The organism is Reichenbachiella ulvae, from assembly GCF_025833875.1.
In the GTDB taxonomy this organism is placed as follows: Bacteria; Bacteroidota; Bacteroidia; order Cytophagales; family Cyclobacteriaceae; genus Reichenbachiella; species Reichenbachiella ulvae.
The window spans coordinates 2,843,839-2,857,531 of the sequence record NZ_JAOYOD010000001.1 but is presented as its reverse complement, the minus strand read 5'-3'; the positions used below and the strand labels follow the sequence as shown (position 1 = coordinate 2,857,531).

Sequence of the window (13,693 nt, the reverse complement as noted above, 5' to 3'; positions counted from 1 at the left end):
TTGGGGATTCAGGAGTTAAATAGATAATAGGATATTTAGTTATTGGCGATAGCGTCTCTTTATAGCAGTGTTATTTAGGAACTACGTCACTCTGACAGAGTAGATAAGCACGTGAGTTCTGAGCGGATTCATTTTGTTGATATAAGTAGCTAATTAATATAATGTCTCATCTACTAAATACATACCCGACTGCAATATTAGCGGAGAAATTAACGTCGTAGCTATCTTCATTGATGATGGGGACACCTTCTACATTATTCACATCTCTGTATATATTATATCCAAAACCTAAACCCCAATCAATAACCCACCGTCCTGAAGCTGGAAACGTCAATTGATAGCCTGGTTTTATGCCAATACCTGCAGTCACAATCTCATCTTTAGAGTCAATCATTATATTATTTTGTTCTATTGGTCTTGCCACTACAAAATCTTTAAAGAAGAGGTAAGTGCCAATATAGAAGCCTCTTGGCCAAGCATTTTTTTTAGAAAGGTGAAACCTATATTCGGGAGAAATCTGAAGGTCATAGTAATTAGGGTTGATCAGATATCGCAGGTCATAATTAACAATTATTGATATGCTGCTTCTGTCTTTAATTTTTTGAGTGAAATGTAATCCTCCATGTACTGTTTCAAACTTAATCATACTATTGTATTCAGTATTTTGAGCTTTTGAAACTAAAGAATAGGTAATAAAAAGGATCAGTAGTAGTATGCGTTTCACGGGTTGATTTTAACGGTGAGGCACGAAATTAAAATAAAAAGGGATTAATATTCTTGAATTGGCAGTAGAAAGTCTTTCAGCGGTTCTGCTAGTTTGTATTGTCCTTAACCAAAGGTCAAGTCTATGTGTGTACAATGCCCCCTTTCAAAATTCCTTCCCTATCCCTTCAGGTTTTTATGCCTATGAAATTTTTCTTAGATACGTATCTAAGGAAAATCTTATCACTATGTTTTTGTTAAGAGATACGTATCTAAAGAAATTTTTATAGTTATGTTTTTTGTTTTAGATACGTATCTAAACTAGAAAGTGTAAGTATGAAATGCTTGGGTTATGCTTTTAGAAGGCTTGTCGCCAAAGTACCGGTGACTAAACCATCGCTGTTTAATCAGACTTTAATCCTTGAGGATATAAACAAAAAAAGGCTACCCACTACAGGTAGCCTCTATCATCACCAATAACCGATCAAAATTATTGCTCTTCTAAGGCAGCTTGTTGCTGCAATTTTTCTAATCCTTTTTTACCATAGGCGATGCGGGTGATTACCACATAGAGCACAGGCACCACGAAGATTGCCAGGAAGGTAGCGGCTAGCATACCTCCGATCACTGTCCACCCGATGGTCTGACGAGCCACGGCTCCAGCCCCCGAAGACAAGGCCAATGGCACCACCCCGAGTATGAAAGCGAGGGAGGTCATGACGATAGGTCTTAGTCTCAGCTTTACCGCTTCGATAGTAGCTGCAATGATTTCCATCCCACGGTCTACCCGCTCCTTCGCAAATTCCACAATCAGAATGGCATTTTTTGCTGCCAGACCGATCAGCGTGATCAACCCGATCTGTGCGTACACGTTGTTGCTCAGGTGTGGCAGGCAGATCAGTGCGATGATCGCTCCGAAAGCTCCCAGAGGTACCGAAAACAGAATCGAGAAGGGTACCGACCAACTCTCATAAAGCCCTACCAATAGGAGCAAAACAATAATGATCGACAGGGCAAAAATCATAACTGTACTATTACCCGCATTCAGTTCCTCGCGGCTCAGACCAGAAAAGTCATAGCCATAACCTGCTGGCAGTACTTCTGCTGCCACTTCCTTCAGTGCGCTCAGTGCCTGACCACTACTGTAGCCTGGAGCTGCTGCTCCATTGATCTCTGCCGAACGGAAAAGGTTGTAGTGGTTGATCACGGGTGCATTTTCTTTTACTTCATAGCTCACCAATGCACTCAAAGGCACAGATTCTCCATTTCTGTTTTGGACGTAGTATTGCTCCAAATCTTTAATGTCCATGCGGTAGCTGGTGTCAGCCTGTGCTACTACGCGGAAGTTTCTTCCGTACTTAGTGAAGTCGTTGATGTATTGGCTACCCATGAAAGAAGACATGGTCGCGAAGATGTCTGATACAGCCACTCCAAGTTTTTTGGCTTTGTCCCTGTCCACTTCTACATGATAACCTGGTGCTTTTGCCGTAAAGAAGCTGTAAGCCATCGCGATCTCTGGTCGTTGGTTGGCTGCCATCAGGAATTGTCCGAGAACTCCCTCCAGTTCCTTAACTTCTCCTCCTGCTCGCTGCTCCAGCATGAAACTAAATCCACCCGTGCTACCCAAACCAGGGATGGCAGGAGGAGCCACTACGCGGATGTTGGCTTCATGTATGCCTGCAAACTGGGCATATAGCTGTCCCATTACGGCATTGAGTTGCATGGATGGGTCGGTTCTTTCTGCCCATGGATGCATCTGAATGAAGTAGGTCGCGGAGTTGGACTTGAATGAGAAATTGATGGCATTCAGACCTGCTATACCTGTATAGTTTTTGATGGCAGGGTTCTGAGCTAGAATAGCTCCTACTTTGTCCATAGTCTCCAGCGTACGTGATGTCGAAGCTGCTTCAGGCAGTTCCATGGCTATGAACATCCTACCTTCGTCTTCGGATGGAATAAAACCCGTAGGTTTGATCTGGAACATTCCAGCTGTGCCCACATAGACACAGATCAAGGCAATCAGTACATAAGGTGTTGCTTTGATGGTTTTTGCCACGCCACTGCCATAGGATTCGGTCACACGAGCAAACCAGGCATTGAATCGGAAGAACAGACCATTGATCCCCGTCGATTTCTTGGACAGGTTCATGGGCTTTAGCATCAAGGCACATAGTGCAGGTGTCAATGTCAAAGCGACAAAAGCGGAGATCAATACCGAAATCGCGATAGTAATCGCAAATTGTTGATAGAGACGACCTACTATTCCTGGAATAAAACCTACCGGAATGAAAACAGCAGCCAGAATCAATGCAATGGCAATTACCGGCGCAGTGATGTCCTTCATGGCACGTTTAGTAGCTTCCCTGGCAGAGAGCTTTTTGTCATCTATATAATGTTGAACGGCTTCCACCACCACGATAGCGTCATCCACCACGATACCAATGGCCAACACGAAACCGAATAGCGTTAGCGTGTTGATCGTAAAACCTAGTGGAATGAAGAAGATGAATGTACCCACGATAGACACAGGGATAGCCAAAATCGGAACCAGAGTAGCTCTCCAACTTTGTAGGAAAAGGAATACTACGATGGTCACCAATATCAATGCCTCAAACAAAGTATGGAGCACTTCTGAGATCGATACGTCTACAACCGAAACAGATTCGAAAGAAACGACATAGTCCACATCGTTAGGGAAGGAAGCTTTGAGCTCTTCTAATCTTTCGTAGATGCCATCGGCCGTACTGAGGGCATTGCTACCAGGTGCCTGGTAAACCAAAAGCAGCGCAGTAGGCTTGCCATTCACCGTGGATGAACGGCCATAGTCAAAGCGTCCAAATTCGATTCTGGCGATATCCTTAAGGTAAACAATAGAACCGGTATTCGGATCCGTTCGTACGATGATTTGCTCGAACTCCTCAGGATCGGAGAGTCGCCCATTCACCGTGATCGGATATTCAAAGGCTTGCTCACCTACCTGAGGCATGGCGCCAACTTTACCTGCAGCTACTTGCAGGTTTTGCTCCTGGATGGCGGCACTTACTTCCTGCGTTTTAATTCCGTATTGCGCCATTTTATCTGGCTTCAGCCAAAGTCTCATACTGAAATCCTGCCCGATAGAATTGATGTCGCCTACTCCAGGTACACGTAGCAAAGCATCTCTCACGAATATGTTGGTGTAATTGTCCAAATAGGAGGGGTCGTGTGTGCCCTTAGGAGAGTAGATCCCTACCACCATCATGATACTAGGGTTTCTCTTTCTTACCACCATACCCAGTCGTCTTACCGCCTCAGGAAGAGTGGGTTCGGCGATGCTTACACGGTTTTGTACATCCAGCGTGGCTATGTCCACATCTGTTCCCACCTCAAAGTTCACATTCATGGACATCTGTCCGGTACTGGTGCTGGTAGAGGATAAGTAAGTCATGCCCGGAGTACCGTTGATCTGTGTCTCCACTGGTGTAGCTACGGTTTGTTCTACCGTTTCGGCATCAGCACCGGTATAGTTGCCCGATACGGATACCACAGGAGGGGTAATCTCCGGATACTGCGTCACAGGGAGGTTTAGGATAGCCAAAGTTCCTGTCAGAAGAAGGAGCACGGATATCACGATCGCCAGATTAGGGCGTTTGATGAATATGTCTGATATCATTTTGTTTCTTTTTTGATTATTGAGATAATAGGTTATTTAGTTACTAAGTTGACCAAGAGCATCTGTCAAGAAATGATGGATGATAGCCAGCTCTAATCCAATAACCCAGTAACTCAATTTCTAATAACCCAATAACTATTTAGCCGCTTCTACAGGTGTTCCCTCACGTAGTTTCTGTATGCCATCTACGATCAGTGTTTCTCCTCCTTTAAGGCCTTCTCTTATCACGATGTCTTTGCCGACTACCGAGCCCAAGTGCACTCGCTGCTGATGCGCTTGACCATTTTGATCTACATAGACGAAGAATTCACCCATCTGCTCCACTACTGCTTTGTATGGAATGGCTATCTGATTTCCGTGGTCCTGATTCAGCACGTTGACGTCTACAGTCATACCAGGGATTAGGTCTTTTTCTGGATTAGGGAATCCCAAACGTATGGTCAAAGTACCCGTCTGTCTTCCCACCGCTCGATCGATGGCAATGACACGTCCGGGATAGGGATAATCACTATTGTCACCAAAGGCCAGGCTGAAGAGGGAGTCTGAAGAATGGTCCTCTTTTTTCAGTCTATTGAATCTTGGGATCTCTTTCTCATTGATGACAAAATCAACTGCCATAGGATCGTAAGATGAAATGGTATTCAAAAGAGGTTGTCCTGGAGATACCTGCGCTCCGATTCGCACTTTGTGTATCCCAATCGATCCATCAAAGGGCGCCTTTACTGTAGAGTAGTTCAGGTCATTCGAAGCAGATGATAGCTGAGCTTTGGCTGCATCTACCTGAGCTTTTGCTGTCTTCAGGTCTGCTTTGGCATAGTCTACCTGCTGAGATGCAATGGCGTCTTGTTCTTGTAGCGATTGGTAGCGCTTGTAATCTTGCTCTACTCTTGCCAGGTTCGCCTCAGCAGTGGCGACATTGGCTTTTGCCTGTTGGTAGGCGGCCACATATTTGGTTCTGTCAATTTCGTAGAGTTTTTGCCCTTTTTTTACAGTTTCACCATCTTCTACAAAGATTTTGGTGATATATCCTGAGAGTTGAGGTCTCAACTCTACCTCTTTGACAGGTACTACCGTGGCGGGGTAGCTATCTAGCCCCGTCACTTCTTTGGCCTCTACTTTTACAGTGGTTACAGTAGCGGCCGCTCTTTGTTGTCTTGGTGCACTATTGCCTCCGGTGCAAGCTGCAGCAGTGAAAACTACCGCAGCGAGCAGGAGGTTGCTTGGGTTAAAAATGCTTGTTATTTTCATGTTGATTGTGATAAATGCTTTGCTATCAATTGATTTCAATGGTTCCTATGGCTTTTTGAAAATCCAGCTTGCTAGATAGCAACTGGAATACTGCGTTTAGATAATTGAGTTGTGCGGTTTGTAATTCGGTTTCTGCCACGATTACTTCCAGATAAGACTTTATTCCTTCGTCATACTGTAGTTTGATGGTGTTGTAAACTTGCTGAGCCAGATCTGCATTGCTACGCAGGGTGGTCATGTCCAAATAGTCACTTTTGTAGCTTGCCAAAGCCGTTTGATATTCCGTATTGATGGCTCGCTTTGTGTCTTCGATCGTTACGTCCAATCGGCTCTCCTGTAGCTTGGCTATTTTGATTTGCTGAATTCTTTTATTCCCTGTGAAGATCGGAATGCTAGCCGTCAACCCTACAGAAGATGTAGGATATGCTGTGCCATACAAATCGCCAAAGTTGTTGTTGAAATATTGAGGATTGTAGTTGACATAAGCTGAGACTCTGGGGATCAAGCCCATTTGATAGTAGTTGGTGTTCAGCTTTAGTAGCTCACGATCGGTTGTCAATTGTCTGTATTCAATCCTGCTTTCGATTTGCAAATCCTGTGTAGTATCCAATTGGATTTCTCGTTCAAGAACTTGCTGGGAATTATAATTCAAGTCGAATTCTTCCTCAAGGGGGAAACCGATCAGTTGCTTCAGGTAAGCAAACTTAGCTTTTAGGGATTCCTGCGTCCTATTTCTTGAGCTACGGGTGTTCGCCAAAGTGATACTGGCACGCTGATAATCTGTTTTGTCTACGATCCCATTTTCATACTGGGCAAAAGCATCATTGTATTGCTTTTGTTGGCGCACAATGTTTTCGTCCAAAATGTTGAGTTGCTCACGAGTCAACAGTATATCGTAAAAGGCTTTGCTTACATCTACTACGGTATTGATTTTGGTGGAAGCTACATCCTGCTCAAGTCTCAGTCGGGTGTTTCGGGAAGCTCTACTTGCCAGAAAAGCTTCATTACTATACAAAGTTTGATCTGCCCTCAGTTCGATGTTCGAGTTGTAGTTCTGTCCCATTCGGATGGTCTGATCTCCGATCACCATAGACTGTCTCTCAATGTTGTGATTGAGTGCATAATTGGCTGAAATCTGCGGTAACCATTCAGCCAGACTTGCATTGATTTCATGTCTGCCTATTTGCTGGTCAATCAGAGATTGTTCTAGTGCAGGTTGGTTTTCGAGTGCATATTCGATGCATTCGTCCAGTGTGAGTGAAGTTGTCTGCCCCAGGCTCGGTAGCGATCGGCACAGCACCAGAATGAATAATAAGAAACCTAAACTTTGTTTCATCTTTTTGTTTGTTGTTATATGAGTCTTTTTGGATAGCGCAGGGTCCTTGAACTTCAAATGATTCGGAGCCCTGCGATCCAATGAATAAATAGTTTGCTCTTCTAAGTTTTTTGGTGGTTACAGAAGGTGAGGTGGCTTAAGCTTATTTTGACATTCCTTTCCAATGCATGTCTATGATGTCAGTCAAATCTTCTCTACTCAGTTTCATTTTTTTGTAAAGTGTCATCTTCAAAGCGGAAATAATGCCTCCAATAAATAGACTGGCCAGTATTTCGGGATTTTGCTTTGCCAGGTGTCCTTTTTCTATTCCTTCTTTCAATAGTTCATGATAGAAATCACTGATTCTCATTCGACTGGTATTGTTGAAGAAATAAGGAGAATTGACGAATTGTTCGTAAAAGCGTAAAAACATCGGGTTGTCTACGTGAAATTCATACATCGAGAACCATATGCGATAGTAGCGCTCCTTGTATGGCAAGGTGGGGTCGTCCGTTAAGGCAAGTTGGTCAAGTACTCGATCCACTATATGGGTATGTACTGCACATATCATGGCTTCTTTGCTATCGAAGTAGTGGTAGATCGTCCCTGCAGCTACATTGGCGTGCTTGGCCAGATGACTCATAGAAGTGCCATGAAAGCCTTGCTCGTTGATCAACTCCAGAGCACTTTTTAGTATTGCCTTTTTCTTATCTCCTTGCATGATGCAAATATAGATTGAATGTTCATTCGGTTTTACTTTGAAACTGTCAGGAAGGTTACATGTTGCAACAATTATTTTTGTAAATAATGTTTTCTGGTCGTTGAGCAGCAAAAAAATTGAATTCCAACCAATGACCAGAATCAAGGGTCTTAATCCATAGGTAGATTAATTTTGATATGTCTTCTACAAAAACACTATGAAATCGATTCGAATACTTCTAGTTATTGTGCTGAGTTTGTTCAATCCTCTGATATCATGCATCAACCAGGGTGATCCATGGGGAGAATGCCCAGATACTCACCCATACTTTGCCATTCAGGGCATCAAATCTTACAATTATCAGTCTACCACTATAGGTCCGAGAGCGGTAGATCAGGCAACAGAAACGCCATGGGATTCTTTTTTTATCCGCTATGAGATGGAGGTGGATTACATTGCCCAGAGAATAGATCGAAATGGTTCACTGATGGCTTTGTCCTGTGTTGAAGGAGGGTATAAAGGAGACAAGATTGGGATCGATACGCTCTATGTAAAGACCGTCAATGACTACAGTGACAATTATTCTGCGGGAGCAGTGGTTAACGATATCGTTGTGATGAATATCATAACTAATTCTACCAATGATTTTGATTCATTCTTTTCGCTAGAGGATTATATTTCCAACAACGAGGAAGGTGTATTGTACTATTTCTTTGAAATCAAATTAACAGAGGGACCTTCCCAATCTGGAGCACAAATATTCGAATTGGAATATGTGTTGAATGATGGGCAGACCTTTACGGATATCAGTACGAGCGTGATACTGAGTAATTAGTTAGGACTGGTATCAACCTTCAAGAATAACTATAAAAAAGAGGCTGTCTCAACATGACAAAGAAAGACTTTTGAGACAGCCCCTTTTTTATTGATTAATCCATCACTGACTGGTAGACCAATACTCTAAGTTTACCATGGTCATCTACTGTAGCTGGTATTAGGTTGGTGAAATATACCACGATCATGTCTTCAGCTGGGTTGACCCAATAGGTAGAATGGTAAGCACCACCCCAGCCGTACTCGCCTTTGTCGCCCATCACGCCATTTGCACCTTGATCTTCTATGGTTTTGAATCCCAGACCAAAACCAACGCCATCTTCCCATGGGAATGGGATGTCTCTTAGGTGGTTCATTGTCATCAGTTCGACGGATTTTGGTGCAAGAATACGCACCCCATTGTATTCGCCTTTGTTCAGCATCATCTGCAAGAAGATGGCATAGTCATAGGCAGTGCTTAGTAAACCTGCTCCACCCGAGTAGCACTTTTGCGGACCGCTAGCGTATTGGCCCTGGCTTTCCATTCCTGCTTTTTCTGGTGCTCTTTTTAATCCCTGATCAGTAGATGAATACACGACGGCCAATCTATCTTTCTTCTTTTTAGGCAAGTAGAAATGTGTGTCGTTCATACCGAGTGGTTTGAGAATGCGGCTGGTCAGGAACTCGTCGAGCGACATGCCAGATACCACCTCGATCACGGCACCTAAAATATCTGTATTGTAACCATAGACGAATGTAGTTCCTGGTTGTGCATCCATAGGGAGGCTCGCCATGCGTTTAATTACATCCAGTACGGGTTCATCTCTATCCGCAAAGTACCACCCCTGAATTCCCGCTTCTCTCCATTCTTTTTCTGCAGGTCCCCAGCCATAGCCGATTCCGGCGGTATGAGTCAGTAAATCGCGGAGTGTGATGGCTCTTTTGGCTTTCACTACTTCATAGCTTCCGTCTTTTTTCTTTTTAGCCACAGTGGTTTCTTGCCATTCAGGAATGTATTTGCCCAAAGGGTCAGAAATAAGGAGTTTTCCTTCTTCTTGCAGCATCATGATGCCGACTGAAACTATGGCTTTGGTTTGTGATGCGATTCGAAAAATGGCATCCTTGCCCATTGGGTTACCTTTTTCAAGGTCATTTTGACCGAATGACTCATAGTAGGCGATTTTTCCTTTTCGAGCGACCAGAGTTACACCCCCTGATAGTTCTCCATTGCTGGCATAATCATTCATTACCTGAGTCAATCTTTCGAGACGTTCAGTAGACATTCCTACCTCTTCGGGAGTGGCAGGTTCTAGTTCTTGAGCGTTAGCAATGAAGCCTAATAGGAGGAGTATCAATAGGCCGGAAGTGGATAATGTTTTTTTCATAGCTTTTAGTTTGTTTCTGTGTAATCAACTGCCAAAGTAAAGAGGAATTAGATAATATCGAGAGGTAGCTTTGACTTATTGATGGGGTACATAAGTCATTTAGGATTGAATTTTTCTAAAGAGAAGAAATTGCGAAATAAACTGTCTATTAGCTAAAGTTGCTCGCGCTAAAGTTTATAGCTTTAAAGCACATACAATATTATTTTTCAATTCCTTAATTATGAAAGCAATGATTAGAAAAATCGCATTTCTGTGCATGCTGATGAGTTTGTCAACTCTAATGTATGCACAAAAGAAAGTAGTCATCAATCTAGAAACTCAAACGGAAGGTCCACAAATTAGCAAGCACATATATGGGCATTTTGCAGAGCATTTGGGCCGCTGTATTTATGGTGGATTTTATGTAGGAGATGACGAAACTACTATCCCAAACACTGATGGCGTACGAAATGATATAGTCGACGCACTCAAGGAACTTCAGATTCCAAACCTCCGATGGCCGGGTGGTTGTTTTGCAGATACTTATCACTGGCAAGACGGTATTGGTCCTAAAGATCAAAGACCGACTATCGTTAATCGCTGGTGGGGTGATGTGACCGAGGACAATAGCTTCGGTACGCATGAGTTCTTGAATATGTGTGAACTGCTTGACACAGAGCCTTACCTCTCTGGTAATGTAGGTAGCGGAACAGTAAAAGAGTTTGCAGACTGGATGCAGTACGTGAACAACGATGGTGTGAGTCCAATGTCTGATCTGAGAAGAGAGAATGGACGTGAAGATGCCTGGGGTGTACGCTACTGGGGTGTCGGCAATGAGGCCTGGGGCTGTGGTGGTAATATGACAGCCGAGTATTACGCTAATGTTTATCGCCAGTTTGCTACCTACATGGGAGGATGGACCAATGACGGTAAAGTCATGCGCATCGCATCTGGAGCCAGTAGCAACGATTACAATTGGACAGAGGTACTCATGAAGAATATTCCTAATCGTCTGATTGATGGGATCGCTTTACACCACTATTCTGTGATCGATTGGGGAGCCAAAGGACCCGCTGTTGATTTTAATGAGGAGCAGTATTTTACCATCTTGCAGCGCGCCTATGAGATGGAAGAACTGGTAACCAAGCATGTGGCCATAATGGATAAGTATGATCCAGAAGGAAAGATTGATTTGATCGTAGACGAATGGGGTGGCTGGTACGAAGTAGAAGAAGGTACGAATCCGGGTTTTCTTTATCAGCAAAACACCATGAGAGACGCAATGATTGCGGGTATGACACTCAATATTTTTAACAACCATGCAGATCGAGTAAAAATGGCCAATCTGGCACAGGCCGTCAATGTACTGCAGGCAGTAATCTTAACTGATGAAGAAAAGATGATCCTGACGCCTACTTATCATGTGATGCGCATGTACACAGCTCATCACGATGCAACATTGATTCCAATGGAGATTGAAAATGTGAGCTATAAGCGAGGAGAGGCTGAGTTACCCGCTATTTCGGCTTCTGCCTCAGTAGACAAAGATGGAAAGAAGCATATCTCTCTTGTAAACATTGATTCAAAAGAAGCTTACACGATAAGTATTCCACTTGCTGGATTGAAAAAATCAGCTGTTACAGGTGAGATACTGGTGTCGGACAAGATACAAAACCACAACAGCTTCGACGAGCCTAACAAGGTGATACCAACAGTTTTCAAGGACTATAAAGTCAAAGGAGATCAATTGGAAGTGACCCTGCCAGCTGTGTCAGTAGTGATGTTGGAGGTGAAATAGGCATTAGAACAAAGACCGCCCATTGCGAATTGTAGTGGGTGGTTTTTACCTAAATTGAAGGTGTTATCAGCTGATTAAAGCTGAGTTCTACTTTGAATAAAAAAATCGAAAAGATTATTTATCCTTTGATAATCAGGATAGTTTTTCATACCCTTACAGGATTTTTATCAATTCATGATTGTGAACTCGCCTCTAAAATACGATAAAAATGATCGCTCGGTTGAGAATAAAAAAGAGCGTTCTGTTCAGGTTTTGAACGAGAAGGAGGAGCGCTATGCATGGGAAAATTTCATAAAGGGTGATGATCAAAGTTTGATTTCTATATATCGAAAGTATGCGGATGTCCTATATCAATATGGCCAGCAATTTTCGAAAAGAGAGGTTTTTGTTCAAGACTGTATTCAGGATTTATTCATCGAGTTGATAGAAAAGAGGGATAGGCTAGGGAAGGCCAATTCTGTAAAAGGTTATCTCTTTTCTTCCTTGAAAAGGAAAATTATTCGGCAACTCAAAAAAGAGGATAAAATCCAGCTAGAAGAGGGCTTCACATTTGTCTTTGAATTGCCCGCCATTCCCATTGAATTAAAAGAGGAAGACTTGGTCATAGTCCATCAAATGATCAATAAACTCCCTTCCAGCCAGAGAGAGGTTATATTCTTGTATTTCTATCAGGGATTTAGCTATGCGGATATAGCTGAGGTTATGGGGATCAAAGTAGGCTCGGCCCGAATACTTACCTATAGGGCACTGGATAACCTGAAGTCTAGTTTGGGGCCGCATTTAGATAAGTTTTATTTCTTTTTGCTTTTTTTGGAAAGATTGTAAGTCTCTGTTGTTCAGCGGGTTGCTTTGTGTTTGAATGTTTTTTTGAAAAAAAGTCAAAAAATCTAGTAATAATATAGCGCCCTCTTGTCTCTAGCTAAGTAAACAGGGGATCTGTTTGGCATGAGATAAGATATGAAAGATACCAGTCAAGGCATATTTGAGCTTTTAAAGAATGAAAACTTCATTCGATTTGTAAAACATCCTACGGAGGATTCGATTTACTACTGGGAAAAATGGATGGAAAATGATCCGGAAAGACGAAGACAAGTAGTCGCAGCAAGTAAGATCATTCAATCTTCTAATCTGAAGAGAAATCAAAAAATGTCAGAAGAAGTTCATGATCGTATCATGAGCAAAATAGTGGATCATAGCCATGTGGTCAGCAGAAGAAGCGCTCGCCCCTCAATTCAACGTAAAATCTGGACATATGCAGTAGCTGCATCGGTAGCACTTGTGATAGCCATCTCTTATTTCAACAATGAGCAGCCGATTGAGGAGCAGCCAAAGATTGCCTGGGTGGAAAAACATGCTGATTTAGGACAAAAGATAACTACACACCTACCTGATGGCTCAGTTGTGGTATTGAACTCAGGGAGCACATTATCATTTCCAGAGACCTTTGATAAGGATCATAGATCTGTTAAGCTTATAACAGGGGAGGCTTTTTTCGATATCAAAAGGAATCCTGATCAACCTTTTTATGTCCATATCAATGAGGATAAAGTGAAGGTGTTGGGGACTTCCTTCAACATTAGGAACTACCCTGAAGATGAATTCACACAAGTAGCAGTAGCTACAGGACAGGTTGCTTACACTCCTGGTTCTGGAGAAAAAGCAGTTTTGAAGCCTAATCAAATGGCTTCTTATTCAAAAGTGGATGGTAGCCTCCGAACTTCTAAAGTGGATTCTAGACTGTCCTTTGGTTGGAAGGAAAAAGTCCTTTATTTCAAGGGAGATACACTAGAAGAGATTGTAAGAAAATTAGAAAGATGGTATGGTGTGAGTATACATTTAGCCAACGGGTTTAAGCGCAACGGTACTTATTCAGGTGAATTCACAAACCAGAGTTTAGAGCATGTACTTCTGGGCTTGTCATTCATCTATGAGTTTGAATTTGAGATAAATAAAAAAGATAAGGAAGTATGGTTGAAATAAACGAAACGCCTATGATATAAAACAATAATTGCAGAAAGATTACTATAAAAAAACCCACAACCCTGGCTCATCCGCTAAAATGTTACAGGAACTGTGGGCACAAATTTTCGATAATTTTTAA

The 13,693-nt window shown here is 42.6% G+C and carries 10 protein-coding genes; 4 read left to right on the top strand and 6 right to left on the bottom strand.

Going from position 1 to position 13,693, the window contains the following annotated elements:
• Positions 1 to 166 precede the first annotated feature (166 nt).
• The 5 genes from N7U62_RS11395 to N7U62_RS11375 form a co-directional block, all read right to left on the bottom strand.
• Positions 167 to 724 (bottom strand): DUF3575 domain-containing protein, encoded by a 558-nt coding sequence (locus N7U62_RS11395; protein ID WP_264138095.1) that lies wholly within the window; start codon positions 722 to 724, stop codon positions 167 to 169.
• Between the two features lie 468 nt (positions 725 to 1,192).
• Positions 1,193 to 4,354: an efflux RND transporter permease subunit gene (locus N7U62_RS11390; RefSeq protein WP_264138094.1), complete on the bottom strand. Its 3,162-nt coding sequence runs from the start codon at positions 4,352 to 4,354 to the stop codon at positions 1,193 to 1,195.
• A 135-nt stretch (positions 4,355 to 4,489) separates the two neighbouring features.
• Positions 4,490 to 5,602, bottom strand: a complete 1,113-nt coding sequence (locus N7U62_RS11385; protein ID WP_264138093.1) for an efflux RND transporter periplasmic adaptor subunit — start codon at positions 5,600 to 5,602, stop codon at positions 4,490 to 4,492.
• A gap of 25 nt (positions 5,603 to 5,627) precedes the next feature.
• The gene (locus tag N7U62_RS11380; protein ID WP_264138092.1) at positions 5,628 to 6,938 is read right to left on the bottom strand and encodes a TolC family protein; all 1,311 of its coding nucleotides are present in this window, start codon (positions 6,936 to 6,938) and stop codon (positions 5,628 to 5,630) included.
• A 142-nt stretch (positions 6,939 to 7,080) separates the two neighbouring features.
• Positions 7,081 to 7,638, bottom strand: coding sequence for a TetR/AcrR family transcriptional regulator (locus N7U62_RS11375; protein ID WP_264138091.1), 558 nt, complete (start codon positions 7,636 to 7,638; stop codon positions 7,081 to 7,083).
• Positions 7,639 to 7,834: 196 nt separating this feature from the next.
• On the opposite strand from N7U62_RS11375, the gene N7U62_RS11370 reads away from it, so the two are divergent.
• The gene (locus tag N7U62_RS11370; RefSeq protein WP_264138090.1) at positions 7,835 to 8,452 is read left to right on the top strand and encodes a hypothetical protein; all 618 of its coding nucleotides are present in this window, start codon (positions 7,835 to 7,837) and stop codon (positions 8,450 to 8,452) included.
• Positions 8,453 to 8,546: 94 nt separating this feature from the next.
• On the opposite strand, the gene N7U62_RS11365 is transcribed toward N7U62_RS11370, so the two are convergent.
• Positions 8,547 to 9,815, bottom strand: a complete 1,269-nt coding sequence (locus tag N7U62_RS11365; RefSeq protein WP_264138089.1) for a serine hydrolase domain-containing protein — start codon at positions 9,813 to 9,815, stop codon at positions 8,547 to 8,549.
• Positions 9,816 to 10,035: 220 nt separating this feature from the next.
• On the opposite strand from N7U62_RS11365, the gene N7U62_RS11360 reads away from it, so the two are divergent.
• The 3 genes from N7U62_RS11360 to N7U62_RS11350 all read left to right on the top strand — a co-directional run bounded on the left by N7U62_RS11360 (position 10,036) and on the right by N7U62_RS11350 (position 13,572).
• A complete protein-coding gene (locus N7U62_RS11360; RefSeq protein ID WP_318840678.1) occupies positions 10,036 to 11,592 on the top strand; it encodes an alpha-N-arabinofuranosidase in 1,557 nt (518 codons plus the stop codon).
• A gap of 174 nt (positions 11,593 to 11,766) precedes the next feature.
• The gene (locus N7U62_RS11355) at positions 11,767 to 12,417 is read left to right on the top strand and encodes an RNA polymerase sigma factor (protein WP_264138088.1); all 651 of its coding nucleotides are present in this window, start codon (positions 11,767 to 11,769) and stop codon (positions 12,415 to 12,417) included.
• A 132-nt stretch (positions 12,418 to 12,549) separates the two neighbouring features.
• Complete coding sequence (locus N7U62_RS11350; protein WP_264138087.1) at positions 12,550 to 13,572, top strand: FecR family protein; 1,023 nt, start codon at positions 12,550 to 12,552, stop codon at positions 13,570 to 13,572.
• Positions 13,573 to 13,693: the final 121 nt, after the last annotated feature.